Genomic DNA, 25,294 nt, shown 5'->3' with positions numbered 1-25,294 from the left:
GACGAGCGCGGGCCGCACGGCGTCGGCGGTGAAGGCGGTGGCGGCGCGGCGCGCGCGCAGCGACAGCGCGGCGCGGTGGGCGTCATCACGCAGCAGCTCGATGATCGCCGCGGCAAGGCCGTCGACGTCGCCGGGGGCCACCAGCACGCCGGCGTCGCCGACCGCTTCGCGCGGTCCGTAGCGGACGTCGGTAGCCACGACCGGGAGGCCCCGCGCCAGCGCCTCGGCGATCGAGAGGCCCTGTCCTTCGAACGCCGTCGACGTGACGAACAGCGCCGCACGGTCGAAGATCGCGTCGCGGTCGTCGGTCGCGCCGTGGAGGGTGACGGATGCCGAAAGACCGAGGTCGTCGATGAGCGCCTGCAGCTCGTCCCGAAGCGGGCCGTCGCCGTAGATGTCGAGGCGCGCATCGGGCAGCACCGCGGCCACCCGCGACCAGGCGCGGATCGCGAGGTCGACGCGCTTCTGCGGTGCCAGGCGGTTCAGCATCACGACCCGGTGCGGGTCGCGGGATGCCGCAGCCGGAGGCTCCGCGCCGAGCTCGATCGTGTTCGGGACGACGTGGAAGGTGCCCGGGTCGCCGAAACGAGCGGCGACCTCGTCGCGCTGGGCAGCAGTCGGGAACAGCACGGCGTCGTAGCGGTCGACCGTCGACAGCCACCGCTGCCACATGCCGGTCACCGGCGCGTCCGGGTCATCGTGCGGCGCCGGCAGGTGCGAGTTGTGGACGGTGTGCACGAGCCGGACGCGCGGGTCGTTCCACTCCGTCATCGCCTCGCCGATCTGCCGCGACTCGAAGATCACGACCAGCATCCGCTCGGGATCGCGCGCGGCAGCCCGCCGTTCGTCGGCGAGGTGTGTCAGCCACGCGGTGTAGAGGCTGCGGAACCCGCGGAGCACGCGGTCGCCGTGCGGCGCGTGGACGATGAGGGCGGTGTCCGAGAGATGCCAGGTCGGGTCGTCGCGGAGAACCGGCAGCGAGACGATCGGCGCGCCCGAGGGTGACGCGACCACCCGGTACTCGACGGCCGGCTCGCAGGCGCCGTCGTGCGCCGGCTCCCCGGCCGCGAAGAGCCAGGACGGATCGCCCGCGATGTCGTCGAAGAGGTTGCGGGCCGACGTCGTGCGCTCGAGCAGTCCGGCGTCGACGAACGCCTGCCGTTGAGCGGCGTGCACGTCCGGGGAAGCCCCGTCGACGCTGAGCTGCAGCGGATCCGTCGCGCCAGCGGATGCCAGCAGCCGCAGCCGCGTAGGCACGGCGACGGCGAATCCGCCGTCCAGCCCGAGCGCCACACGGCTGCCGAGCAGCAGGTAGTCGGCATCGGGCAGCAGGTGGTCGCGGTCCGGGCTCACGCGTCCATCCTCCCGCACGTCTCCGCAGCTCCCGTGACGGGCCGCCCGGGCGAAAGCAGTGACGCCCCGGGCCCGAAGGCCCGAGGCGTCTGCGGAATCACTCCCACTCGATGGTCCCCGGCGGCTTGGAGGTCACGTCGAGGACGACGCGGTTGACCTCGCGCACCTCGTTGGTGATGCGGTTCGAGATCCTCGACAGCACGTCGTAGGGCAGACGGGTCCAGTCGGCGGTCATCGCGTCTTCCGACGACACCGGACGCAGCACGATCGGGTGGCCGTAGGTGCGGCCGTCGCCCTGCACACCGACCGAGCGCACGTCGGCGAGCAGCACGACGGGGCACTGCCAGATCTCGCCGTCGAGGCCGGCCTTGGTCAGCTCCTCCCGGGCGATGGCGTCGGCATCGCGCAGAATCTCGAGACGGTCAGCGGTGACCTCACCCACGATCCGGATGCCGAGGCCGGGGCCCGGAAACGGCTGGCGGGCGACGATCGCCTCCGGAAGGCCGAGCTCGCGGCCGATGGCCCGCACCTCGTCCTTGAACAGGGTGCGCAGCGGCTCGACGAGCTCGAACTGCAGGTCTTCGGGGAGGCCGCCGACGTTGTGGTGCGACTTGATGTTCGCGGTGCCGGTTCCGCCACCGGACTCGACCACGTCGGGGTAGAGCGTGCCCTGCACGAGGAAGCGGATGGGCTCGCCGTCGGCGGCTGCCTCGGCGACGAGCTCGCGCTCGGCGGCCTCGAACGAGCGGATGAACTCGCGGCCGATGATCTTGCGCTTCTGCTCGGGATCGCTGACGCCCTCGAGCGCCGACAGGAACTGCTCGCGCGCGTCGATCGTGACGAGGCGCACGCCGGTCGATGCGACGTAGTCGTTCTCGACCTGCTCGCGCTCGCCCTTCCGCAGCAGCCCGTGGTCGACGAAGATCGCGGTCAGCTGGTCGCCGACGGCCTCGTGCACGAGCGCGGTGGAGACCGCCGAATCGACGCCGCCCGACAGGGCCGAGATCACGCGGCCGGACCCGATCTGCGCGCGGATGCGCTCGACCTGCTCGGCGATGACGTTGCCGCTGTTCCAGTCGGCGGGCAGCCCCGCGGCCTTGTGCAGGAAGTTCTCGATGACGTTCTGCCCGTAGTCGGAGTGCTTCACCTCGGGGTGCCACTGCACGCCGTAGAACCGGCGCTCGTCGCTGCCGAACGCGGCGACCGGCGTCGCACCGGTCGACGCGAGCACTGCGAAGCCCTCGGGGGCCTTGGCGACCTGGTCGCCGTGACTCATCCACACGTTCTGCTCCACCGGCTGCCCGCCCAGGAGCATGCCGCCGTCACCCGTGACCGCGGCATCCGTCGCTCCGTACTCGCGCAGTCCGGTGTGGGCCACCTCGCCGCCGAGCGCCTGCGCCATCACCTGGAAGCCGTAGCAGATGCCGAGCGTCGGAACACCGAGGTCGAAGACACCCGCGTCGAGCGCGGGTGCGCCTTCTTCGTACACCGACGACGGACCGCCCGACAGGATGATGCCGACCGGGTTCTTGGCGGCGATGTCGGCCGCGCTCGCGGTGTGGGGCACGATCTCGCTGTACACGCCCGCCTCGCGCACGCGCCGTGCGATCAGCTGCGCGTACTGGGCGCCGAAGTCGACGACGAGCACCGGGCGCTGCTCGGTGGCGGCCGCCGGCTCGGCGGGGGGATCGGCCTGCGCCGCGGCAGAGGTGGGCAGTTCGGTCAACGCTTGTTCTCCGTCGGGATCGCTTGGGTGAGGGACGAGTGCTCGGCGCGCGAGTGCAGCTCAGCGGCTTCGCGCTCGGACAGGTAGGTCTTCACGTCGCGCGCGACGCGCGCCTCCATGAAGAACGACAGCAGCGGCACGATGCCACCGGCGGCGAGCATGGCCAGGCGTCCGAGGTTCCAGCGCATGAGGCTCCACACGCGGAAGCACGAGATGAGGTAGACGACGTAGAACCAGCCGTGGCCGACGAGGATGCCGAGCGAGAGGTTGAACCCGTCGCCCGTCGACTCGAGACCGGAGGCGGTCTCGACGACCGGCGCGAACCACAGGAACCCGCCGGAGCCACCGAGGAACAGCTCGTACCCGAGCGCGTACTTGACGATCATCTCGGCCACCAGCAGGAGCAGCATCGTGCCGGTGATGATGGAGCAGACCTGGTAGAACTTCAGGGCTCCGCGGATCGCCGGAAAGGAAGCGAGCTTCGGGGCGCGGGGCATGGCCCCCAGTCTACCCGCGGGATTTCGCCGCGACCGTCGGGCGTCGGGACCTCACGAGCTGCGCCCGACGCACCGGTGCGGAGTCAGGATGCCGCGGGCTCCGGCTCGTCCCCCGGCTCGCGTCGCGCATCCTCGAAGTCTTCGGTCTCCTTCTCCCAGGCATCCTTCGCGAGGCGGTACCAGAGATAGAACGCGAAGCCGGCGAAGACCGCCCACTCGAGCGCGTAGAAGATGTTGAGCCAGTTGATGCCCGACCCTTCCGCAGGCGCCGGCGACGAGATGGCCTCGAGGCCGGCGACCGGGTCCACGGACGCCACGTAGGGACGGTAGACGAAGAGCCCCTCGACGTCGTGCCACTGACCCAGCAGCGCGGCCGGCGACATGCGGGTCAACGTCTGCGGGTCGCTGCCGCGCGGCGGCAGCAGCGGGCCCTCGTCCGAGATGAGGCGCCCCGTCACCTCGACGGCGGCGGCATCGGATGAGGACGCGGATGCCGCTTCCTCGAGCTGCTCGATCGCGGCGCGCGCGTCGTCCTCGGTGGCGGCCCACCCCAGTGCGACCGCGACGGAGGTCGGTGCGGACGTCTCGGTGCGAGCCGGGTCGATGCGCAGCTGACCGGTCACCCAGTAGCCCTCGACGCCGTCGTTGAAGCGCGACTGCACGACGATGAAGTCGCCGGGCACCCATCTGCCGGCGGTCTCGACGCGCTGACCCACGAGCGGCTCGGGGAGGTACTCGCCGGGCGCGGCGACCTCCGCGAGCTCCTGCACCTCTTCGGTGGCGCCGGGCGGCAGCGGATTCGTCTGCACCGCACGACCCAGCTGCCACTGCCCCAGCCACGCGAACACGCCCGCCACGACGAGGCAGAGCAGCAGCATCCCGATCCAGCGGGGTCGCAGCATCACCTCGCGGAGCGTGGGCGGGAACGCCTCGGGCACGAGGTCCGCCCCACCATCCGGGCGGGCGTCGGTCATGGCATCCGTCATCCCGCGGCGTACGGCGCGACGACGACCTCGACGCGCTGGAACTCCTTGAGGTCGGAGTATCCGGTCGTGGCCATCGACTTGCGCAGTGCGCCGATGAGGTTCGCGGTGCCGTCGGCGACCGGCGCCGGGCCGTACAGGACCTCTTCCAGCGAGGCGACCTGGTCGACCTTCACGCGGCGACCGCGCGGCAGCTTGGAGTGGTGCGCCTCCGGACCCCAGTGGAAGCCCTTGCCCGGGGCATCCGTCGCCCGCGCGAGCGCGACACCGAGCATGACGGCGTCCGCGCCCATGGCGATCGCCTTGACGATGTCGCCCGACGTGCCCACGCCGCCGTCGGCGATGACGTGCACGTACCGCCCGCCGGACTCGTCGAGGTAGTCGCGGCGGGCGCCGGCGACGTCGGCGACGGCGGTGGCCATGGGGGCGTGCAGGCCGAGGGTGGCGCGCGTGGTCGACGCCGCTCCCCCGCCGAAGCCGACCAGCACGCCGGCGGCGCCGGTGCGCATCAGGTGCAGCGCGGCGGTGTAGGTCGAGGCTCCGCCGACGATCACGGGAACGTCGAGGTCGTAGATGAACTTCTTGAGGTTGAGCGGCTGGTCGACGCTCGAGACGTGCTCGGCCGACACCGTCGTACCGCGGATGACGAACAGGTCGACGCCCGCGGCGACGACGGTCTCGTACAGCTCCTGGGTACGCTGCGGCGTGAGGGCACCGGCGACGGTGACGCCGGCAGCGCGGATCTCGGCGAGGCGGTCCCGCACGAGCTCGGGCTTGATCGGCTCGGCGTACACCTCCTGCATGCGGCGGGTGGCGGCCGTCTTGTCGAGGCCGGCGATCTCGGCGAGCAGCGGTGTCGGGTCGTCGTAGCGGGTCCACAGGCCCTCGAGGTCGAGCACGCCGAGGCCGCCGAGCTGGCCCAGCATGATCGCCGTGCGCGGGCTGACGACGGAGTCCATGGGTGCGCCGAGCACCGGGATGTCGAAGCTGAACGCGTCGATGGTCCACGTCGTCGAGACGTCTTCGGGGTTGCGCGTGCGCCGCGAGGGCACCACCGCGATGTCGTCGAACGTGTAGGCGCGACGCGCACGCTTGGCCCGGCCGAGCTCGATGTCCATGCTCACCCGCCCAGCCTACCCGCCGGGGTCTGACCGCCCGAAGCCAGCGAAGCCCGTGGGCATCCCGCGCGTTTCGTCTCAGTCGCTGGCGCTCCCTCGCTCAACGACCGGAGGTCACGGTCGTTGAGCGAGCGAGGAACGAGCGAGACGAAACGCCCACGCCCGGCGGACCACGCCAGCCCTGTGCCCTCAGCGTGCGCGCGCGACGCGGGTCTCGTCCCAGACAGGCTGGTCGGACTCGAACACCTGGCCGTCGGAGCCGAAGACGAGGAAGCGGTCGAACGACTTCGCGAGCCACCGGTCGTGCGTGACCGCGAGAACGGTGCCTTCGAAGCGTGCGAGCGCGTCCTGCAACGCCTCGGCCGACACGAGATCGAGGTTGTCGGTCGGCTCGTCGAGCAGCAGCAGCGTCGCGCCCGACAGCTCGAGCAGCAGGATCTGGAGCCGCGCCTGCTGGCCGCCCGACAGGCTGTCGAACGTCTGCTCCGCCTGGCCGACGAGGCCGTAGCGATCCAGGGCGCTGCTCGCCGCATCCCGGGGCAGCCCGGCACGGGCGTCCTCCCCGCGGTGCAGGATGTCGAGCAGCGTCTTGCCGTCGAACTCGGGGTGGCGGTGGGTCTGCGCGAACCAGCCCGGCACGACCCGGGCGCCGAGGATCGCCCGCCCCGTGTGCGCGACGGGATCGAGCGCCGCGCCGGTGCTCGTGAGGTGCCCGAGGCGACCGTCGGGATCGGTGCCCCCGCGGGCCAGCAGCCGGAGGAAGTGCGACTTGCCCGATCCGTTCGAGCCCAGCACCGCCACCCGGTCGCCGAACCACACCTCGAGGTCGAACGGCTTCATGAGTCCCGTGAGCTCGAGCTGCTCGGCGACGACCGCCCGGCGCCCGGTGCGCGCACCGCGGAGCCGCACGTCGAGATCCTGCTCCTTCGGCCGCTCCTGCGGGGGACCCGCCTCCTCGAACTTGCGCAGCCGGGTCTGGGCGGCGCGATAGCGCGACGTGAAGGCGTCGTTGGCGGTGGCCTTCACCTTGAGCGTCGCGACGAGCTCCTTGAGCTTGACGTGCTGCTCGTCCCAGCGGCGCCGCAGCTCGTCGAGCCTGGCCATCCGGTCGTCGCGCGCGCGGTGGTAGGTGCCGAATCCGCCGCCGTGCACCCATGCGGTGCTGCCGGCGCCGCCGACCTCGAGCGTCACGATGCGGTCGGCGGCCCGTGCCAGCAGCTCCCGGTCGTGCGACACCAGCAGCACCGTCTTCGCCGTCTCGCGCAGGCGCTCCTCGAGCCACCGCTTGCCCGGAACGTCGAGGTAGTTGTCGGGCTCGTCGAGCAGCAGCACCTGGTCGGGTCCTCGCAGCAGCGCCTCGAGCGCGAGCCGCTTCTGCTCGCCGCCCGACAGCGTCGTGAGTTCACGGAACCGCGCCCTCGAGAACGGGATGCCGAGCGCCGCGGTCGTGCAGGTGTCCCAGACGGTCTCGTACTCGTAGCCCCCCGCCTCGGCGTAGTCGGCCAGCGCGCCGGCGTACCGCATCTGCGTGTCGAGGTCGTCGTGCTCGATGATCGCGGCCTCGGCATCCTCGAGTTCGCGGGCGGCGCGGCCCACGCGGTCGGGCGCGACGGCGATGAGGAGATCGTGGACGGTCTGGCCCGGCCCGCCGTGGCCGACGAACTGATCCATCACTCCGAGACCGCCATCGATCGACACGACGCCGGACAGCGCCGGGATCTCGTCGCGGATGATCCGCAGCAGTGTGGTCTTGCCGGCGCCGTTCTGCCCGATCAGAGCCGTCGTCGACCCCTCGCCCACGCGGAACGAGACCTCGTCGAGCAGCGGGCGACCGTCGGGCAGCGCATACGAGATGGCGGCGATGTCGATGTACCCCACGATGGTCCCTGTCTGCTCCGAAGCGTCCGTCGCCGAGGGAGCCGACCAGACTATCCGAGCCGAGGCCGTCGCGTCACCCAGGCCGGTTTCGTCTCGCTCGTTCCTCGCTCGCTCACCGACCGGGCCATGGACCCGTCGCGCGGCTCAGGCGGCGGCGTAGCGGCCGGACTTGATCGCCCGCTCGCGCGCCTTGGCGGCCTCTTCCTCGCGGTTCTTCGGCGGAGTCACCGCCACGAGATCGTCCAGCAGGTGCTGCGTGATGTGCGCGATCTCGTGGACGGCGCGGTCGAACGCCTCCTGATTCGCCTTCGAGGGCTTCGTCGTACCCGCGATCTTGCGCACGTACTGGAGGGCGGCCGCGTGCACCTCGTCGGAGCTCGCCGCGGGCTCGAAGTTGTGGAGCGTGTGGATGTTCCGGCACATGCCCCCGACGATACGCCGCGCCTCCGACGGCGGCCAAGGGGCGGCATCCGTCAATGAATGGGCGACGAGATCGCACGACCTCGCCGAAGCCACACGACGCGCGCGTCAACGCCGTGTGCTCTGGACGAGATCACACGACCTCGACGGATGCCGCGACCCGCGGCCGCTACCGGCGCACGGTGCCGTCCGCTACCAGCGCTCGGTGCCGCGCGGGAGGACGTCGAGCACGTGGGGCAGCTCGGTCGGGAAGCACGAGCGGAAGAGCTCGGTGATCTGCGGATCGGAGCCGTAGTCGTCGACGATGCGCAGCCCGATCATCGTGCTGATGAGCATGCCCTCGGCCATGAAGGCGCGGGCCTCGTCCGCGTCCAGCCCCATCTCCTCGCGGAAGAAGCGCCACACGGAGGCGAACCCGCGCCGGGCGGCCGCGCCGATCACCGGGTTGCTGCCCAGGAGATAGGCGTGCGCGAGGGTCTGGTGCAGGCCGCGCACCTCGATGAGGTCGACGTACGCCTGCCCGATGCGCTTGCCGGCGGCCTTGCCTTCGGTGATCCCGGGGTCGCGGTCGGCCTCGTCATCCGCGGCGAGCGCGGCCCGGAAGGCCGCGAGCAGCCGGGTCAGGGCTTCTCCGATCGTCGCGAGGAACAGGTTCTCCTTCGAACCGAACAGCCTCACGACATACGGCTGGCTGACGCCCGCGGCGCGGGCCACCTCGTCGGTCGTCGCGCCCTCGTACCCGCGGGTGCCGAAGACCGCCATAGCGGCGATGAGGATCTGGCGGCGCCGCTCGTCCGACGACAGGCGCTTGCCCGTCTCGATCGGCTCGTCGAGCGCGGGGGCACCGCTGCCGTTCCGCTGCACAGAAGTCATGTCAAAAGGTTATCAGCGGATGACTTGACTTTGTAATCAGTGGATTACTACATTGTGGTAATCATTCGATTACAACTGGAGATCCTCATGACCGACACCCCTCTCGCCCCACGGACGCGCCGACCTCGCCCGTTCGCGCTCGTGGTGGCTGCGGCATCCCTCCCGATGTTCATGGCCACGCTCGACAACCTCGTCATGACCAACGCACTGCCGGTGCTGCACCGCGACATGGGCGCCAGCGTCGAGGAGCTGCAGTGGTTCGTCAACGCGTACACGCTCGCGTTCGCCGGTGCGATCCTCATCGCGTCGGCGCTCGGCGACCGCTTCGGCCGACGCACGCTGTTCGTCATCGGCATCGCCGTCTTCGGAGCGGGCTCGGTGCTCGCTGCTCTCAGCACCGACCCCGCCCAGCTCATCGGCGCCCGCGCCCTTCAGGGCCTCGGAGCCGCGGGGGTCATGCCCCTGTCGCTGGCGCTGCTCACCGGCGCCGTTCCGCCCGCGCGACGAGCCCTCGCCATCGGCATCTGGGGCGGTGTGTCCGGCCTCGGCGTCGCGGTCGGGCCGCTCATCGGCGGCGCGATCATGGAGGGCTGGAACTGGCAGGCGATCTTCTGGATCAACGTGCCCGTCGCCCTCATCGCCATCCCGCTCGCGCTGATCGTGCTGAACAACGACTTCGGCGCACGGGCCCGCATCGACGTGCCGGGAGCGGTGCTCGCCGCAGCGGGCGTGCTGGCGGTCGTGCACGCGATCGTCCGCGGCAACGACGACGGGTGGGGCTCGGCGGGCGTCATCCTCGAGATCGCCGTCGGCGCGCTGCTGATCGCCGCGTTCCTGGTCTGGCAGGCGCGGGCGAAGGCCCCGCTGATGCCACTGCGGCTGTTCCGCGACCGTTCGTTCTCGATCACGAACATCGTCGGCTTCGCGTTCAGCTTCGGCACCTTCGGCTCGGTGTTCATCCTCATCCAGTACCTGCAGGTCGTGCAGGGCTCCACCCCGTTCGAGGCCGCCGTGCAGACCACCCCGTGGACCCTCGCGCCGATGATCGTCGCCCCGATCGCCGGCATCCTGGCCCCTCGCGTCGGCACCCGCGTGCTGCTGGTGCTCGGCCTCGTCCTGCAGGGCGTCGCGCTGACCTGGATCGCGGCGATCATGTCGACCGAGCTCGACTACCCGGTGCTCATCGCCCCGTTCGTGATGGCCGGCGTCGGCATGGCGCTGGTGTTCGCCCCGTCGGCGACAGCTCTGCTGGCGACCCTCGGGCTCATCGACCACGCGAAGGCGTCCGGCGTGAACTCGACCGTCCGCGAGCTGGGCGTCGCGCTGGGCACGGCCGTCATGACCGCGATCTTCGTGAGCGCCGGCGGAGAGCTCCTGCCCGACCTCTACGTCGAGGCGGCGCGCCCCGCCGTGTTCACCGGAGCGGCGGTGCTGCTCGCGGCGGCCGTCGTGGCGCTGTGGCTCCCGTCGGGCAAGGGGACGGATGCCGCAGCCGGCGGCCCCGCGGTCGCCGACGCTGTCGAGCCGGACGCCGCCGAGCTGGAGCCGGCCGCCGCGCGCTGACCCGACGCGCGTCCACATCGTGTGCTCTCGCCGAAACCACATGCTCCGCGCGGCGCGGACGTGTGCGCTCGGCGAGAGCACACGATCGCGTCAGTGGTCGAGCGCGCCGAGCGAAGGCCTCCGCCCCCTCAGGCGCCCTTGCCGCGCAGCACCCGGGTGAAGACGCCGTCGAGGAGGAACAGCAGGAACGCGACGGACCCGATCCACGGCGACAGCACGACGACCGCACCGCTGATCAGGAGGGCGCTGAGCGAACCGCGACCGTAGGCTGCGGCATCCGCGGCGCTCATGTCGGGCAGCATGACCTCGCGATGGCGGACCGCCCACTGCCACTGCACCCAGCTGAACAGGATGGCGAGGAAGAACGTGACCGGCATCGCGAGCCGGCCCGCGTAGAACTCCTCGTACTGCGTCATCAGCCCGGTCGCGAACGGCACCAGCACGATGAACAGGAGCCGTGCGTTGTTGAGCCACATCATCATCGAGTCCACCCGCGCGATGTGCTCGAACTGCTGCACGTGCACCATCCAGAGGATGCAGAGGAGCGCGAAGCTGAGCACGAAGTTGATGAACAGCTCGGACATGCCCCCGAGGGCGGCCCACATGTCGGCGTCGGAGTCGACCTTGTCGAGCGAGTGCGTCGTGAGGTCGAGCACCAGCAGGGTGGCCGCGATCGCGAAAACACCGTCGGTGAACGCCTCGAGACGGGTGGTGCGCTGCGTCGCCGCGGGGTGCTGCCGCTGCCTGATCATGGCGTCAGAGTAGCGACACTCCGCCATCGGTGCGGGCAGCGCCGGCCGTCATACGGCGACTCCGCGCCGGGTGCCCGCGCGCGCGCTGCGCGAGGATGGATGACGGATGCCGCGGCCTGCGTCTGCGCCTCGGCCTGTGACCGTACCGAGCTCCGCGCGGGCGCCGCCCGCCGACCCCGAGACCCCCGGAGGACCCGTGACCGAGCACGTCTCGCATCTCGTCGTCGGCGGCGGTGCCATGGGACTCGCCACGACGTGGCAGCTGGCCCGGCGTGGCAACCCCGTCGTGATGCTCGAGCGGTTCGAGCGCGGCCACGAGCTCGGCGCCTCGCACGGGGCGACGCGGAACTTCAACAACGCCTACGCCGAGGAGCACTACCTCGACCTCTTGAGGCTCGCCCGCACGGAGTGGGACGAGCTCGCCCGCGTGGCGGGCGAGCCGCTGCTGCGCCTGCATGGTCTGGTGACACACGGCGACGATGCCCGTGTCGCCGCCACCCACGCGGCGCTGACCGCTCGCGGCGAGCGCGCGATCGTGCTCGACCCGGCGGAGGCCTCGCGCCGCTGGAGCGGCATGCGATTCGCGGGCGACGTGCTGTTCACCCCCGACGCCGGAGTGGTGCGGGCTGACGCCGCGCTCGCGGCGCTGGAGCGCGGTGCGCTCGCCCGTCGCGCCGACCTGCGGTTCGGGCACTCCGTCGTCGATCTCGAGGAGGACGCCGGCCACGTCTCGGCGTCGGTGATGGCCGGCGGCAGCCGCTACGACATCACCGCCGATGTCGTCGTCGTGACCGCGGGCGCGTGGACCTCGAAGGTGCTGCCCCGGTTGCCGCTCCCCCGGCTGACGGTCACCGAAGAGGCCCCGGCGCACTTCGCCCCGCGCGATGCCGCGCACGCGTGGCCGTCGTTCAACCACCTGCTGCCGCGCCCGATGTACCCGGGAAACGTGTACGGCATGCCGACGCCCGGCGAGGGCGTCAAAGTGGGGTTCCATCACGTCGGGCCGGTCGTCGACCCCGACCGCCGCCCCCTCCGGCCGGTGCCGGAGCTCGCGGCACGGCTGCGGGACTACGTCGAGGAGTGGATGCCGGGGCTCGACGCCGACAGCGCCGCTGCGATCAGCTGCACCTACACGTCGACGGATTCCGAGGACTTCCTGCTCGACAGGCGGGGCCGGGTCGTCGTCGGCGCGGGATTCTCCGGCCACGGCTTCAAGTTCACGCCGGCTGTCGGCGCGGTGCTCGCGGACCTGGCGACCGACGAGGGCGCGCAGGCGGCTGAGGCGTTCCGGCTGCTAGACTGACGGCCGCCGACAACGCGCGCGAGAGCGGGCCGCGGCATCCCTCGCCCATACGCGACGAGTGCGTGCGATGCGCACGGGCGTCGGACGGCTCAGCGCTTGTAGTTGGGCGCTTCGACGACGATCTGCACGTCGTGGGGGTGCGACTCCTTGAGGCCCGCGGGCGTGATGCGCACGAACTTGCCCTTGGCCTTGAGCTCCTCGACGGTACGGGCGCCCACGTAGAACATCGACTGACGCAGACCGCCGACGAGCTGATAGGCGACCGCCGAGACCGGGCCGCGGTAGGCGACCTGACCCTCGATGCCCTCGGGGATCAGCTTGTCGTCACTGGGCACGTCGGCCTGGAAGTAACGGTCCTTCGAGTACGAGGTCTTCTTGCCGCGCGTCTGGAGGGCCCCGAGCGAACCCATGCCGCGGTAGAGCTTGAACTGCTTGCCGCCCTGGAAGACGATCTCGCCCGGCGACTCGTCCGTGCCGGCCAGGAGCGAGCCGAGCATGACCGTGTCGGCGCCCGCGACGAGCGCCTTGGCGATGTCGCCCGAGTACTGCAGGCCGCCGTCGGCGATGATCGGGATGCCGGCCTCACGCGCCGCGAGCGACGCCTCGTAGATCGCGGTCACCTGGGGGACGCCGACGCCCGCCACGATGCGCGTGGTGCAGATGGAGCCCGGGCCGACGCCGACCTTGACCGCGTCCACGCCGGCATCGATGAGCGCCTGGGCACCCTCACGGGTGGCGACGTTGCCGCCGATCACGTCGATCGCGGCGAACGACTCGTCGGCCTTGAGGCGGCGGACCATGTCGATGACACCCGCGGACTGGCCGTTGGCGGTGTCGACGACGATCACGTCGACGCCCGCGTCGCGCAGCGCCTCGGCCCGCTGCCAGGCGTCCCCGAAGAAGCCGATGGCTGCGCCGACCCGCAGGCGGCCCTGCTCGTCCTTGGTGGCGAGCGGGTACTTCTCGCTCTTGTCGAAGTCCTTGATGGTGATGAGACCGGCGAGCTTGCCGTCGTCGTCGAGGAGGGGCAGCTTCTCCACCCGGTGGTGCGCGAACAGCGCGATGACCTCACCGGCGCTGATGCCGACCTTGCCCGTGACGAGCCCCTCGCTCGTCATGATGTCGCGCACCTTGGTGGTCTGGCGCTCGAAGCCCGACACGAAGCGCATGTCGCGGTTGGTCACGATGCCCACGAGGCGGTTGTCGTCGTCGACCACCGGAAGGCCCGAGATGCGGTACTGCGCGCACAGCGCGTCGACTTCGTCGATCGTGGTGTCGGGGGTCGTGGTGATCGGGTCGGTGATCATGCCCGACTCGCTGCGCTTGACGCGATCCACCATCGAGGCCTGCTCCTCGATGGACAGATTGCGGTGGATGATGCCGAGGCCGCCTTCGCGGGCGATGGCGATCGCGAGCCGCGCTTCGGTGACGGTGTCCATCGCGGCGCTGAGGAGAGGCGTCGCGACCGTGATGCGACGGGTGACGCGGGACGACGTGTCCGCCTCACTGGGGATGACGTCCGTATGCCCGGGCAGCAGCAGGATGTCGTCGTAGGTCAGTCCGACGAAGCCGAAAGGGTCGTTGTGCTCCATGGGGGTCTCCTCGCGCGCGGCGCGTTGTTTCGGTGTGGACGACGACGGCCGGTGCGCTTGTGACGCTCCGTACTCGATTCTAAGCGCCGGGGCGGGCCGTTTGTTCCCGCGGTAGGGGCACGCGCGGGCGCCCGCGCGTGTACTCGCGCGCGTCTGCGCTGGAGCGGGACGATCGCGGCGGAGCGTGCACGTTGGCCGGTTTCGATCGCATCACTTATCCACATGGTGTCGTAGGCGAAACAACCGCGACACATTACGCTCGTACCGTCGAACATCACAGCCGATGCGACCCGAGCCTCGGTGTCCGCGTGGTGCCGTACTGGAGGTTCTGTGGGTCCTACGACTCTGACCACGAGACGTGTTGCAGGAGCGCGAGTCACAGCCGCGCTGTTCGGATTGCTGCTCGTCGCGCTGGGGCTGTTCGCTGGTGCGAGCCCTGCGCAGGCCGCGGAGGATGATCCCTACCGGATCAGCGGCAACGTCCAACTCGATGGCGAGCCTCTCGAAGGAGTGGCGCTCACCGTCGACGGCCCCGGCGGCAAGCAGGAGGTCGAGACCGACGCGAAGGGTCAATGGCGGGTGGGCGTCCCCGAGCGGGGTGAGACCTACGTCGTGACGCTCGACGAGGACACCCTCCCCGAGGGCATCGCCGTCGTCGACGCCGAAGACGACACCCCGAACGTCAAGGAGGTCGAACTCGGGCAGGGCGGCCGCGCGACCGTGAACTTCTTCATCGGGGAAGGCGAGCGCAACGTCACGAGCTTCTTCGACCAGTTCGTACAGCGCATCATCCAAGGCATCAGCTTCGGCTTGATGCTCGCCCTCGCCGCCATCGGTCTGACCCTCGTCTACGGGACGACGGGCATCTCGAACTTCGCGCACGGTGAGATGGTGACGTTCGGCGCCATTGCGGCGTTCCTCCTGGTCGGCCCGGCGAGCCTGGCGCTGCCGCTCTGGCTGGGATATCCGGTCGCCGTCGTGCTGAGCGCCGGCTTCGGGCTCCTGCTCGACATGATCCTGTGGAGACCTCTGCGGCGGCGGCGCGTCGGCGTCGTGCAGCTGATGATCGTCAGCATCGGGCTCTCGCTCGCGCTGCGCTACATCTTCCAGCTGTTCATCGGCGGCGGCACCCTCCAGCTGCCCGGGTCCGCGGAGGCGCAGATCCCGCTGTTCGGCGCCGTGCAGATGAGCGTCGTGGACATGGTGTCGCTCGCCATCTCGATCCTCGTCATCGTGGCGTTCGCACTCTGGCTGACGCGCTCCCGGATCGGCAAGGCGACGCGTGCGATCTCCGACAACCCCTCGCTGGCCGCGGCCTCGGGCATCGACGTCGACGCCGTCGTGCGGGTCGTCTGGGTGGTCGCCGGCGGGCTCGCCGGCCTCGCGGGCATCCTCTACGCCTACTACCGCCCGGGTATCAAGTGGGACATGGGTGCGCAGATCCTGCTGCTCATGTTCGCCGCGGTCGTGCTGGGCGGTCTCGGCACCGCCTACGGCGCACTGGTCGGTGCGCTGATCGTGGGGCTCCTGGTGGAAGTGTCGAGCCTCTGGATCCCCTCGGATCTCAAGTACGCCAGCGCCCTGTTCATCCTGATCGTGATCCTGCTGTTCCGACCACAGGGCATCCTCGGTCGACGCGAGCGAATCGGATAGGGACACACTCATGGACTTGCTTCAGATCCTCTCCAACACGGCGTCGTCGATCCTCAGCCCCGCGACGATCGGCTACGCGCTGGCCGCCCTCGGCCTCGCCGTGCACTTCGGCTACGCCGGCCTGATCAACATGGGCATCGCCGGCTTCATGGCGATCGGCGCGTACGGCTACGCGATCTCCATCCTCTCGTTCGACTTCCCCTGGTGGGCCGGCGCACTGGTCGGCCTCGGAGCGGCAGCCGTCTTCGCCCTGATCCTCGGCATCCCGACCCTGCGTCTGCGCGGCGACTACCTCGCCATCGTGACGATCGCCGCGGCGGAGGTGGTGCGGCTGATGTTCCTCACGACGGCGTTCGACGACATCACCGGATCCGCTGACGGGTTGAGCGGCTATCACGGCAGTTTCCGCGCATCGAACCCGATCCCTCCGGGCGAGTACGGCTTCGGCCCGTGGGTCTACAACGAGACCCAGTGGTGGGTGCGCATCATGGGCCTGATCACGCTCGCCATCGCGGCGCTCGTGGTGTGGATGATCACGCGCAGCCCGTGGGGCCGCGCGCTCAAGGGCATCCGTGAGGACGAGGACGCGGTCCGCTCGCTGGGCAAGAACGTGTTCGCCTACAAGATGCAGGCGCTCGTCCTGGGTGGTGTGCTCGCGGCCGCCGGCGGCGTCGTGTACGCCCTGCCGTCCGCGGTGAGCCCGGGCGTGTACGTCACGTCGCTGACGTTCTTCGTCTGGACCGCCCTCCTCCTGGGTGGCGCTGCCACGGTGTTCGGGCCGATCCTGGGTTCCGTCATCTTCTGGGCGCTGCAGACGTTCCTGTCGAATGTGCTCCCCGCGATGGCGGAGGCCGGCTGGCTGCTCGGCCTGAACCAGATCCAGGCAGGCACCCTGCGCTTCATCCTCGTGGGAGTCGCCCTGATGCTGCTCGTGATCTTCATGCCGCAGGGCCTCCTCGGCAACAAGAAGGAGCTGACCTTTGTCAAGTGAAAGCGCTCCGGCCACCGGCTCCGCGCCGATCGCCCGCCCCAAGACCACCGGCCTCCATGTCGGTGAGGCCGTGCCCGGCGTGGCGAAGGTCGACCCGATCATCGTCGCCGACGGGGTGCACCGCAGCTTCGGCGGTGTGACCGCGGTCGACGTCGAACACGTCGAGATCCCCCGTGGCGTCATCACGGCCCTCATCGGACCGAACGGCGCGGGCAAGACGACCCTCTTCAACCTGCTGACCGGGTTCGACAAGCCCGACCACGGCACATGGACGTTCGACGGCAAACCGCTCTCGGGCGTCCCCGCCTACAAGGTCTCGCGCATGGGGCTGGTCCGCACCTTCCAGCTCACGAAGGCTCTCGGGCTGCTCACCGTCATGGAGAACATGAAGCTGGGCGCCAAGAACCAGCGGGGCGAGAAGTTCTGGGCGGGCCTGATCCCCGCGCTCTGGCGCTCGCAGGACGCCGCGATCGAAGACCGCGCGATGGTGCTGCTCGAGAAGTTCAAGCTCGACGCGAAGGCTGACGACTTCGCCGCCAGCCTGTCGGGCGGCCAGCGCAAGCTGCTCGAGATGGCACGGTCGCTCATGACCGAGCCCGCGCTCGTCATGCTCGACGAGCCGATGGCAGGCGTCAACCCGGCGCTCACGCAGTCTTTGCTCGACCACATCCTCGATCTCAAGGATCTCGGCATGACGGTGCTGTTCGTCGAGCACGACATGCACATGGTGCGCCACATCGCCGACTGGGTCATCGTCATGGCGGAGGGCAGGATCGTCGCCGAAGGCGACCCCACGACAGTCATGAAGAACCCCGCCGTGATCGACGCCTACCTCGGAGCCCACCAGGAGCTCGATCTCGGCGTCGTGACCGGCCGCATCGATGTCGTCGAGGCTGACCCGACGACGGATGCCTCGGCGTCCGCCGCCGCGAATGCCACGACGCTCATCGATCAGGGCATCGCGGAGGAACAGACAGACGAAGAAGAAGAAGAGGAGGACGGCCGATGACCGCTCCCGTCGCGACGGGCACGCCCGTCGTCGTCGTCGACGATGTCCACGCCGGCTACCTTCCCGGGGTCAACATCCTCCACGGCTGCAGCCTCGTCGCTCATCAAGGTGAGCTGATCGGCATCATCGGACCCAACGGCGCCGGCAAGTCGACGTTGCTGAAGGCCATCTTCGGCCAGGTCAACGTGCGCAGCGGCACGGTCACCCTCGAGGGTGATGACATCACCGGCCTGCGCGCCAACAAGCTCGTCGCCCGCGGCGTCGGCTTCATCCCGCAGAACAACAACGTGTTCCCGAGCCTCACCATCGAAGAGAACCTGCAGATGGGTCTCTACCAGCGCCCGAGCGCCTACAAGGAGCGACTCGAGTTCGTGACGGGGATCTTCTCCGAGCTCGGCACGCGCCTCAAGCAGCGCGCGGGATCGCTCTCGGGCGGCGAGCGTCAGATGGTGGCGATGAGCCGCGCGCTCATGATGGATCCGAAGGTGCTGCTGCTGGACGAGCCCTCAGCAGGCCTCTCCCCCGTCCGCCAGGACGAGGCCTTCATCCGCGTCTCCGAGATCAACAAGGCCGGCGTCACGTGCATCATGGTCGAGCAGAACGCACGCCGTTGCCTGCAGATCTGCGACCGCGGCTACGTGCTCGACCAGGGCCGCGACGCCTACACCGGTTCGGGCCGTGAACTGCTGAACGACCCCAAGGTGACCGAGCTCTACCTCGGGACGCTGGGGACGTAGCGCGCGAGAACCGCACGAGGAGGGGGACGGATGCCGCGGCATCCGTCCTCCTTCTCGTTCCGGTCTGCACCCCACTCGCGGGAAGGGCGACACCCTCGGATCCCGACGACCCGGGAGCGGCGACCCCCCAAGCGCGACGGCCCGGGAACGAGGAACTCCGGCGGAGCGCGAGGGCCCGGGAACGAGGAACGCCCCCGGGTCCGAGGACCCGGGGGCGTTCCCTGAAGAGGTTTCTCAGCCCTCGTACGGCGTGTACGTGTTGTCGGCGCCGTACTGGTAGATGTTGATGAAGCCCTCGGTCGGGTCACCCACCTCGTCGAACGTCACCGGGCTGGAGACGCCGTCGTAGTCCGCGACATCTCCCGCGAGGATGATGTCGGCGCAGTCGGCGAACGACTCGCACTTCTTGCCGTCACCGGATCCACCGGAGACCTCGATCAGCTTCTCCGCGATGTCGGCCGGATCGGTCGACTGCGCGGCGAGCGACGCGAGCGCGAGCAGGGTGAGCGCGTCGAACGACTCGGGCGCGTAGGTGTAGTCCTTCAGCGCCTCGTCACCCGACTCCTCGACGAAGCCGTCGAGGCCGTCGATGAAGTCCTGCACCTGAGCCGGCGTCGGGCCGGGGTAGGTTCCCTTGGCGCCCTCGAGCAGGCCCGCGGGGAAGTCATCCTTGTACGACGCCATGTTGCCGTCGACGAGGTACAGGTTGTTCGGGTCGAAGCCGCGGTCGATCAGCGCCGGAAGGATGGTCTTCGCCTCGTCGAAGCTGATGACCGAGATCGCGTCGGGGTCGGCGGCGAGCACCTCGGAGATCTGTGCATCGAACGACGTGTCGCCCTGGTTGTAGGTCGGTGCTGCGACGACCTCGCCGCCCGCGCCCTCGAAGGCCTCCGTGATGTACTTGGCCAGGCCGGTGCCGTATGCGTCGTTCAGCACGATCAGGCCGAGGGTCTGGTGCCCCTGCTCGGCGACGAAGTTGCCGTGCACCTCACCCTGCAGCACGTCGGACGGCGCGGTGCGGAAGTACAGGCCGTTGTCGTCGTACGTCGTGAACTGGTCGGAGGTGTTGGCCGGCGAGAAGAGGATCTTGCCCTCGCCGATGACCTGGTCGATGAACTGCAGTGACACGCCCGACGATGCGGCGCCGATGATCGCGGCCGGGTCTTCGGCGAGGATGCGGGGCACCTCGGTCTCATAGGCCTTGTTGTCGAGGTCGCCCGAGTCGCCCCAGACCACGTCGACGCTGAGCCCGGTGGTGTCTGCGTAGTCCTGGATCAGTGACTGCGCGTATGCGACGCCGGCCTCCTCGGGCGGGCCGAGGAACGCGAGGTTGCCGGTCTGCGGCAGCGCGGTGCCGATCTTGAGGCTCAGTTCCTCGCCGGGTGCGGCGCTTTCGCTGGGTTCTTCGCCGCCGGTGCCTCCGCCGGCGCAGCCGGCCAGTACGAGGGCGCTGGCGCCGATGAGCGCGAGGCCACCGAGAACGGTGGACTTGCGCGAGCGGGTGAAGACGCTCATGTTGCTCCTTGCTGTGTGATTGCCACGGGAACGGCTCGGGCGCCTTCCCAGTCCACTAAACCTAATCGCCGCCGGGCTCCTGGAATGTTGCCTTTCGTTAACGATCTGTAACAGCTTGAATCCGTGATGGGCGGGCAAATCCGCGGGCGTTCCCGGACCGCTGTTCCGGCGCAGGCGAGGCGCTTCGACGAGCCACATCCCGGAAAGAGCTCGCAGCACACCGCGAACGGCGCCGCATACCCCTCGCGGGTATACACTTGGTCGCAGAACGTACCCCTCAGGGGTATCCCCACACGACTCGACAACACGAGGAGAAGAGATGGTTCAGGCCGAGTACAAGGTGACCGGGATGAGCTGCGGCCACTGCGAGGCGTCCGTCCGCGGCGAGGTGTCGAAGCTCGCCGGTGTCGAAGACGTCAAGGTGAGTGTCGCCGCGGGCACGCTCACGATCGTGGCCTCCGGCGAGCTCGCCGACGACGCCGTCATCGCCGCGGTCGACGAGGCCGGCTACAGCGCGGTCCGCGCCTGATGGCCGCGGCCTCGACCCCCGCCCGGGTAGAGCTCGAGATCGGCGGGATGACGTGCGCGTCGTGCGCCGCGCGGATCGAGAAGCGGCTGAACCGGATGGAAGGGGTCGAGGCATCCGTCAACTACGCCACGGAGAAGGCGTTCGTGAGCGCCCCGGCGGGACTCGACCCGCAGACGCTCATCGATGAGGTCGTGAAGACCGGCTACACCGCCGCCCTGCCCGCGCCGCCAGCTGCCGAGCCGGCCGCGGCCGACACCGCCGACCCCGAACTCACGAGCCTGCGCCATCGGCTCATCGGGTCGATCGTGCTCTCGACGCCGGTCATCCTGCTGGCGATGATCCCGGCGCTGCAGTTCACGTACTGGCAGTGGGCGTCACTGGCGCTCGCCGCGCCGGTCGTGGTGTGGGGCGCCTGGCCGTTCCACCGCGCCGCGTGGATAAACCTGCGCCACGGCGCCGCGACGATGGACACGCTCATCTCGCTGGGCGTTTCGGCCGCCTTCCTGTGGTCGCTGTACGCCCTGTTCCTGGGGCACGCCGGCATGCCCGGCATGACGCACGCTTTCGAGTGGTCGGTGACTCCGAGCGACGGCGCGGGCGACATCTATCTCGAGGTGGCGGCCGGCGTCACGACGTTCGTGCTCGCCGGGCGATACTTCGAGCAGCGGTCCAAGCGTCGCGCGGGCGCCGCGCTGCGCGCGCTCCTCGAGATCGGCGCCAAGGATGTGGCAGTGCTGCGGCCGTCCGGTGCAGAGGTGCGGGTGCCCATCACCGACCTCCACGTCGGCGACGAGTTCGTCGTCCGTCCCGGCGAGAAGATCGCGACCGACGGGGTCGTGGCCTCCGGTACCTCGGCGGTCGACGCCTCGATGGTGACCGGCGAGTCCGTGCCGGTCGAAGTGGCGCCGGGCGACTCCGTCATCGGCGCCACCGTCAACGTGGGCGGTCGGCTCGTCGTGCGCGCGACGCGCGTCGGGGACGACACCCAGCTGGCCCAGATGGCGCGACTCGTCGAGGAGGCGCAGTCGGGCAAGGCCGACGTGCAGCGCCTGGCGGATCGCATCTCGGGCGTGTTCGTGCCGATCGTGCTGCTGATCGCGCTCGGCACGCTCGCCGGCTGGCTGCTCACCGGGGCGTCCGCATCCATGGCCTTCACGGCCGCGGTCGCGGTGCTCATCATCGCGTGCCCGTGCGCGCTCGGCCTCGCCACCCCGACCGCGTTGCTCGTCGGCACCGGCCGCGGCGCCCAGCTCGGCATCCTGATCAAGGGTCCTGAAGTGCTCGAATCCACGCGCACCGTCGACACTGTCGTGCTCGACAAGACCGGCACCGTCACGACGGGCCGCATGACGCTCATCGATGTCGTCATCGCCGCGCGCGACGGCGCGATCGCGGGAACGGATGCCGCAGCCGCTGCCCGCAGCGATCTGGTGCGTCTCGCCGGAGCCCTCGAACACGCCTCGGAGCACCCGATCGCACAGGCGATCGCGCGCGGCGCGGCGGCCGAGGCCGGCACGCTGCCGCCGGTGGAGTCGTTCCAGAACGTTCCGGGCAAGGGCGTGTCGGGCGTCGTCGAGGGGCACGCCGTGCTCGTCGGTCGCGAGTCGCTGTTGGCCGACTGGGCGCTCACGCCTCCCGCGGACCTGGCCAGCGCGAAGGCGACGGCCGAAGGGCTCGGGCGCACGGCGGTACTGGCGGCGTGGGACGGCGAGGTCCGCGGCATGTTCGTGGTGGCCGACCAGGTCAAACCCACGAGCGTCGAGGCGGTGGCGCAGCTGCGCGCACTCGGACTCACGCCCGTGCTGCTCACCGGCGACAACGCCGCCGCGGCGCGCGCGATCGCCGACGAGGTCGGCATCGACCGGGTGATCGCCGAGGTTCTGCCGCAGGAGAAGGTCGCCGTCATCACGCAGCTGCAGTCGGAGGGGCGCGTCGTCGCCATGGTCGGCGACGGCGTGAACGATGCAGCCGCACTCGCGCAGGCCGACCTCGGTCTCGCCATGGGAACGGGGACGGATGCCGCGATCGAGGCATCCGACATCACCCTGGTGCGCGGCGATCTTCGCAGCGCTGCCGACGCCATCCGCCTCTCGCGTGCCACCCTGGGCACGATCAAGGTCAACCTGTTCTGGGCCTTCGCCTACAACGTGGCCGCGATCCCCCTGGCCGCGCTCGGCCTGCTGAACCCTATGATCGCCGGAGCGGCGATGGCGTTCTCGAGCGCCTTCGTGGTCGGCAACAGTCTGCGGCTGCGGAGGTTCCGGAGCCTCTCCGGCGGCCGGCCCGGCCTTCCCGGCCGACCCCGTCGCAGCGAGCCTGCGCCCGCCGAGATGACCGCCGCCGCCTAGGGACCGGTTCGGCGCCGAGCTTCCGCCCCGTTATACATAATGAACATCGTTCACAATGAAGGATTGACATGACGATCGACACCCACGGCGACACCGCGGTCGAGCCGCTCGACCACGATCACGGCCACCACGGCTACATCACCGACAAAGACAAGTACCTCAATCGCCTCAAGCGCATCGAGGGCCAGGCCCGCGGCATCCACAAGATGGTCGAAGACGAGAAGTACTGCATCGACATCCTCACGCAGATCAGCGCATTGACGTCGGCGCTCGAGGCGGTCGCCGTGGGGCTGCTCGACGATCACCTCCGCCATTGCGTCGTGGATGCCGCACGCCTGGGCGGCGCGGAGGCCGACGCGAAGATCACCGAGGCCACCCAGGCGATCGCCCGCCTCGTGCGCTGACTGCTCCGGGTCCCGGCACAGGTCCGCCGAAACCGAGGATTCCCGCCCAGACCGAGGGCGGCGGCCCGCGTCTCGGCCGGACTCCCCGGTTTCTCGGCGTCGCGGAGCGTCGAAGCGTCGCGGCATCCATTCAGACCGGGGACTTTCGTCGAGACCGAGCGCGTCGCCCCCTGTCTCGGCCGAAATCCCCGGTTTCGGCGCCGCAAGGACCCGCGCGGTCGCGGCGTCGGACGTCAGGCGCCGGCGCGCGAAGCGCCACGAGCTCGTCGAGACCGGGGACTTTCGTCGAGACCGAGCGCGTCGCCCCCTGTCTCGGCCCGATTCCCCGGTTTCGGCGCCGGAGGCGCCCACGCGGTCGCGGGGTCAGACGTCAGGCGCCGGCGCGCGAACGCCGGGCGTGCAGCACCGAATCGACGGTCAGCACCATCAGCGCCACCCACACCAGTCCGAAGCCGATCCAGCGTTCCAGGGGCATCGGCTCGCCGAGCACGAGCCAGCCGATGAGGAACTGCAGGATCGGCGCCACGAACTGCAGCAGCCCGATGGTGGTCAGCGACACGCGGCGGGCGCCCGATGCGAAGAGCAGCAGCGGCACGGCGGGGATGACGCCCGTCAGGCTCAGCAGCACCGTGTGCTGCCAACCGCTCGACCCCATCGTGAGGCCCTCGGTCGAGCCCACGATCGCCAGCACGACGACCGCGATCGGCGTGAGCCACATCGTCTCGAGGGTGAGACCGCTCACGGCGTCGACCGACGGACCCACCTTCTTCTTGACGAGGCCGTAGACGCCGAACGACGCCGCGAGCGTGAGCGCGATCCACGGGAAGGCGCCGTACCCGATGACGATCACAGCGACGGCGGCCGCGGCGATGCCGATCGCCACCCACTGCGTCGGGCGCAGGCGCTCGTGCAGCACCAGGACGGCGAGCAGCACGGTCGCGATCGGATTGATGAAGTAGCCGAGGCTCGTCTCGATGACCTGGTCGCTCAGGGCGCCGTAGATGAAGACCTGCCAGTTGACGTAGATCAGCAGGCCGGCGATCACGGTCAGCCCCAGCACGCGCGGCTGCCGGAAGATCGCCGCCAGCCGCGGCCACGTGCGGGTCACCGTCAGCAGCAGCGCGCAGAAGACGAGGGACAGCAGGATGCGCCACGCGACGATCTCCCAGGGCCCCGTCGGCGCCAGCAGCAGGAAGTACAGCGGCAGAAAGCCCCAGAGCAGGTACGCGCTGAACGCGTAGACGCCCCCGAGTGTGCGCTCCCGCGCTTCCGCGGTGGCATCCGCGACCCGACGGCTCCCCGTGGTCACGCCCAGGTCAAGTGCGGTCGAGGGGTCGAGCCCGTCAACCGTTCCAGGTTCCGACGGGGAGGACTTCTCGCGACTCACCGAGTCAGCCTACGCCCGCCCTGCGCAGTGCCGGCCCGCCGGCGCCGGGCCGCGGCATCCGTTCCCTGCCGAGCGTGCGCGGAATCCTGCCACCTCGCACCGGACGGAAGGAACCCCGGACACGACGAGAGGGCCGGATGCCGAAGCATCCGACCCTCTCGGTACGCGCTGTGAGCGGAACTCAGCGAACGACGACGGCGAGCACGTCGCGAGCCGACAGGACGAGCAGGTCGTCACCGCCGAACTTCACCTCGGTGCCGCCGTACTTGCTGTAGATCACGCGGTCGCCGACGGCGACGTCGAGCGGGATGCGGTTGCCGTTGTCGTCGATACGACCCGGCCCGACCGCCACGACCTCGCCCTCCTGGGGCTTCTCCTTGGCGGTGTCGGGGATGACCAGACCGCTGGACGTGGTCTGCTCGGCCTCGACCTGCTTGATGACGATCCGGTCCTCGAGCGGCTTGATGGAAACCGACACGGTCTACCTCTTCTTTCTTGAGACTAAGACTCGTTAGCACTCTGACGTTGAGAGTGCTGATGACAGTCTAGGCAACCGTCTGGCACTCATGCAACGTGAGTGCCAATCGGGCGTCATAGGCGGCCATGGACGGTCCACGCGATGCCGGGCGGTGGCTGCGCGGCATCGCGTGGACCGTCCATGGC

General features: G+C 70.0%; 22 protein-coding genes. 9 read left to right on the top strand and 13 right to left on the bottom strand.

Annotation, left to right across the window (positions count from 1 at the left end; genetic code table 11):
* The 8 genes from ACI3KY_RS16955 to ACI3KY_RS16920 form a co-directional block, all read right to left on the bottom strand.
* Positions 1 to 1,353, bottom strand: a 1,353-nt coding sequence (locus ACI3KY_RS16955) for a glycosyltransferase (protein WP_404931311.1), incomplete at its 3' end; no start/stop codon positions are given.
* A 97-nt stretch (positions 1,354 to 1,450) separates the two neighbouring features.
* On the bottom strand, positions 1,451 to 3,001 hold the full coding sequence (gene guaA / locus ACI3KY_RS16950; protein WP_404931316.1) for a glutamine-hydrolyzing GMP synthase: 1,551 nt from the start codon (positions 2,999 to 3,001) through the stop codon (positions 1,451 to 1,453).
* 74 nt (positions 3,002 to 3,075) lie between these two features.
* On the bottom strand, positions 3,076 to 3,576 hold the full coding sequence (locus ACI3KY_RS16945) for a DUF3817 domain-containing protein (protein ID WP_194414416.1): 501 nt from the start codon (positions 3,574 to 3,576) through the stop codon (positions 3,076 to 3,078).
* Between the two features lie 83 nt (positions 3,577 to 3,659).
* On the bottom strand, positions 3,660 to 4,478 hold the full coding sequence (locus ACI3KY_RS16940; RefSeq protein ID WP_404931315.1) for an SURF1 family protein: 819 nt from the start codon (positions 4,476 to 4,478) through the stop codon (positions 3,660 to 3,662).
* An 80-nt stretch (positions 4,479 to 4,558) separates the two neighbouring features.
* Positions 4,559 to 5,677, bottom strand: coding sequence for a GuaB3 family IMP dehydrogenase-related protein (locus tag ACI3KY_RS16935; RefSeq protein ID WP_194414964.1), 1,119 nt, complete (start codon positions 5,675 to 5,677; stop codon positions 4,559 to 4,561).
* A 189-nt stretch (positions 5,678 to 5,866) separates the two neighbouring features.
* On the bottom strand, positions 5,867 to 7,555 hold the full coding sequence (locus ACI3KY_RS16930; RefSeq protein ID WP_404931310.1) for an ABC-F family ATP-binding cassette domain-containing protein: 1,689 nt from the start codon (positions 7,553 to 7,555) through the stop codon (positions 5,867 to 5,869).
* A gap of 144 nt (positions 7,556 to 7,699) precedes the next feature.
* Positions 7,700 to 7,978 carry a DUF2277 domain-containing protein gene (locus tag ACI3KY_RS16925; protein WP_019179960.1) on the bottom strand — a complete coding sequence of 93 codons (279 nt, stop codon included), beginning with the start codon at positions 7,976 to 7,978 and terminating at the stop codon, positions 7,700 to 7,702.
* Positions 7,979 to 8,167: 189 nt separating this feature from the next.
* On the bottom strand, positions 8,168 to 8,848 hold the full coding sequence (locus ACI3KY_RS16920) for a TetR/AcrR family transcriptional regulator (protein WP_404931309.1): 681 nt from the start codon (positions 8,846 to 8,848) through the stop codon (positions 8,168 to 8,170).
* 87 nt (positions 8,849 to 8,935) lie between these two features.
* Between ACI3KY_RS16920 and ACI3KY_RS16915 the strand changes: the two genes are divergently transcribed.
* Positions 8,936 to 10,411 carry an MFS transporter gene (locus ACI3KY_RS16915; RefSeq protein ID WP_404931308.1) on the top strand — a complete coding sequence of 492 codons (1,476 nt, stop codon included), beginning with the start codon at positions 8,936 to 8,938 and terminating at the stop codon, positions 10,409 to 10,411.
* A 128-nt stretch (positions 10,412 to 10,539) separates the two neighbouring features.
* On the opposite strand, the gene ACI3KY_RS16910 is transcribed toward ACI3KY_RS16915, so the two are convergent.
* The gene (locus tag ACI3KY_RS16910) at positions 10,540 to 11,163 is read right to left on the bottom strand and encodes a TMEM175 family protein (RefSeq protein WP_404931307.1); all 624 of its coding nucleotides are present in this window, start codon (positions 11,161 to 11,163) and stop codon (positions 10,540 to 10,542) included.
* Positions 11,164 to 11,359: 196 nt separating this feature from the next.
* Here ACI3KY_RS16910 and ACI3KY_RS16905 point away from each other — a divergent pair, with 196 nt between their 5' ends.
* On the top strand, positions 11,360 to 12,466 hold the full coding sequence (locus tag ACI3KY_RS16905; RefSeq protein ID WP_404931306.1) for an FAD-dependent oxidoreductase: 1,107 nt from the start codon (positions 11,360 to 11,362) through the stop codon (positions 12,464 to 12,466).
* A gap of 89 nt (positions 12,467 to 12,555) precedes the next feature.
* Here the strand turns inward: ACI3KY_RS16905 and guaB are convergent, their stop codons facing one another.
* Positions 12,556 to 14,058 carry an IMP dehydrogenase gene (gene guaB / locus ACI3KY_RS16900; RefSeq protein WP_404931305.1) on the bottom strand — a complete coding sequence of 501 codons (1,503 nt, stop codon included), beginning with the start codon at positions 14,056 to 14,058 and terminating at the stop codon, positions 12,556 to 12,558.
* Positions 14,059 to 14,403: 345 nt separating this feature from the next.
* Here guaB and ACI3KY_RS16895 point away from each other — a divergent pair, with 345 nt between their 5' ends.
* Genes ACI3KY_RS16895 through ACI3KY_RS16880 form a run of 4 tightly spaced genes read left to right on the top strand, consistent with a single transcriptional unit; the run spans position 14,404 to position 18,448 of the window.
* Positions 14,404 to 15,711, top strand: coding sequence for a branched-chain amino acid ABC transporter permease (locus tag ACI3KY_RS16895; RefSeq protein ID WP_404931314.1), 1,308 nt, complete (start codon positions 14,404 to 14,406; stop codon positions 15,709 to 15,711).
* Between the two features lie 10 nt (positions 15,712 to 15,721).
* Positions 15,722 to 16,702 (top strand): branched-chain amino acid ABC transporter permease, encoded by a 981-nt coding sequence (locus tag ACI3KY_RS16890; protein WP_404931304.1) that lies wholly within the window; start codon positions 15,722 to 15,724, stop codon positions 16,700 to 16,702.
* A gap of 28 nt (positions 16,703 to 16,730) precedes the next feature.
* On the top strand, positions 16,731 to 17,711 hold the full coding sequence (locus tag ACI3KY_RS16885) for an ABC transporter ATP-binding protein (RefSeq protein ID WP_404931313.1): 981 nt from the start codon (positions 16,731 to 16,733) through the stop codon (positions 17,709 to 17,711).
* Positions 17,708 to 18,448, top strand: a complete 741-nt coding sequence (locus tag ACI3KY_RS16880) for an ABC transporter ATP-binding protein (protein ID WP_194414423.1) — start codon at positions 17,708 to 17,710, stop codon at positions 18,446 to 18,448. The genes ACI3KY_RS16885 and ACI3KY_RS16880 overlap by 4 nt, the downstream gene beginning before the upstream one ends.
* Positions 18,449 to 18,682: 234 nt before the next feature.
* Here the strand turns inward: ACI3KY_RS16880 and ACI3KY_RS16875 are convergent, their stop codons facing one another.
* Positions 18,683 to 19,963, bottom strand: a complete 1,281-nt coding sequence (locus tag ACI3KY_RS16875) for an ABC transporter substrate-binding protein (RefSeq protein ID WP_404931303.1) — start codon at positions 19,961 to 19,963, stop codon at positions 18,683 to 18,685.
* A 319-nt stretch (positions 19,964 to 20,282) separates the two neighbouring features.
* Here ACI3KY_RS16875 and ACI3KY_RS16870 point away from each other — a divergent pair, with 319 nt between their 5' ends.
* The 3 genes from ACI3KY_RS16870 to ACI3KY_RS16860 all read left to right on the top strand — a co-directional run bounded on the left by ACI3KY_RS16870 (position 20,283) and on the right by ACI3KY_RS16860 (position 23,244).
* The gene (locus tag ACI3KY_RS16870; RefSeq protein ID WP_404931302.1) at positions 20,283 to 20,492 is read left to right on the top strand and encodes a heavy-metal-associated domain-containing protein; all 210 of its coding nucleotides are present in this window, start codon (positions 20,283 to 20,285) and stop codon (positions 20,490 to 20,492) included.
* Entirely contained in the window at positions 20,492 to 22,840 is a 2,349-nt protein-coding gene (locus tag ACI3KY_RS16865; RefSeq protein WP_404931301.1) for a heavy metal translocating P-type ATPase, read from the top strand. Before ACI3KY_RS16870 ends, ACI3KY_RS16865 begins: the two co-directional genes overlap by 1 nt.
* 68 nt (positions 22,841 to 22,908) lie before the next feature.
* Positions 22,909 to 23,244, top strand: coding sequence for a metal-sensitive transcriptional regulator (locus ACI3KY_RS16860; protein ID WP_404931300.1), 336 nt, complete (start codon positions 22,909 to 22,911; stop codon positions 23,242 to 23,244).
* A gap of 370 nt (positions 23,245 to 23,614) precedes the next feature.
* Here ACI3KY_RS16860 and rarD read toward each other — a convergent pair whose 3' ends face one another.
* Both rarD and groES read right to left on the bottom strand, forming a co-directional pair.
* On the bottom strand, positions 23,615 to 24,559 hold the full coding sequence (gene rarD, locus ACI3KY_RS16855) for an EamA family transporter RarD (RefSeq protein ID WP_404931312.1): 945 nt from the start codon (positions 24,557 to 24,559) through the stop codon (positions 23,615 to 23,617).
* A gap of 253 nt (positions 24,560 to 24,812) precedes the next feature.
* Positions 24,813 to 25,109 carry a co-chaperone GroES gene (gene groES / locus ACI3KY_RS16850; protein ID WP_194414427.1) on the bottom strand — a complete coding sequence of 99 codons (297 nt, stop codon included), beginning with the start codon at positions 25,107 to 25,109 and terminating at the stop codon, positions 24,813 to 24,815.
* Positions 25,110 to 25,294 lie beyond the last annotated feature (185 nt).

Origin of the sequence: Microbacterium sp. ZW T2_14, assembly GCF_044987405.1 — a bacterium.
GTDB lineage: Bacteria > Actinomycetota > Actinomycetes > Actinomycetales > Microbacteriaceae > Microbacterium.
The sequence above is the reverse complement of the archived record's forward strand: the minus strand, read 5'-3'. Positions and strand labels throughout refer to the sequence as shown.

Coding starts and splice junctions, on each gene's coding strand:
- ACI3KY_RS16940 (WP_404931315.1), bottom strand. CDS start 4,478: ATGCTGCGACCCCGCTGGATCGGGATGCTGCTGCTCTGCCTCGTCGTG.
- ACI3KY_RS16880 (WP_194414423.1), top strand. CDS start 17,708: ATGACCGCTCCCGTCGCGACGGGCACGCCCGTCGTCGTCGTCGACGAT.
- ACI3KY_RS16935 (WP_194414964.1), bottom strand. CDS start 5,677: ATGGACATCGAGCTCGGCCGGGCCAAGCGTGCGCGTCGCGCCTACACG.
- guaB (WP_404931305.1), bottom strand. CDS start 14,058: ATGGAGCACAACGACCCTTTCGGCTTCGTCGGACTGACCTACGACGAC.
- ACI3KY_RS16870 (WP_404931302.1), top strand. CDS start 20,283: ATGGTTCAGGCCGAGTACAAGGTGACCGGGATGAGCTGCGGCCACTGC.
- ACI3KY_RS16925 (WP_019179960.1), bottom strand. CDS start 7,978: ATGTGCCGGAACATCCACACGCTCCACAACTTCGAGCCCGCGGCGAGC.
- ACI3KY_RS16860 (WP_404931300.1), top strand. CDS start 22,909: ATGACGATCGACACCCACGGCGACACCGCGGTCGAGCCGCTCGACCAC.
- ACI3KY_RS16910 (WP_404931307.1), bottom strand. CDS start 11,163: ATGATCAGGCAGCGGCAGCACCCCGCGGCGACGCAGCGCACCACCCGT.
- ACI3KY_RS16920 (WP_404931309.1), bottom strand. CDS start 8,848: ATGACTTCTGTGCAGCGGAACGGCAGCGGTGCCCCCGCGCTCGACGAG.
- ACI3KY_RS16865 (WP_404931301.1), top strand. CDS start 20,492: ATGGCCGCGGCCTCGACCCCCGCCCGGGTAGAGCTCGAGATCGGCGGG.
- ACI3KY_RS16945 (WP_194414416.1), bottom strand. CDS start 3,576: ATGCCCCGCGCCCCGAAGCTCGCTTCCTTTCCGGCGATCCGCGGAGCC.
- ACI3KY_RS16875 (WP_404931303.1), bottom strand. CDS start 19,963: ATGAGCGTCTTCACCCGCTCGCGCAAGTCCACCGTTCTCGGTGGCCTC.
- ACI3KY_RS16915 (WP_404931308.1), top strand. CDS start 8,936: ATGACCGACACCCCTCTCGCCCCACGGACGCGCCGACCTCGCCCGTTC.
- ACI3KY_RS16890 (WP_404931304.1), top strand. CDS start 15,722: ATGGACTTGCTTCAGATCCTCTCCAACACGGCGTCGTCGATCCTCAGC.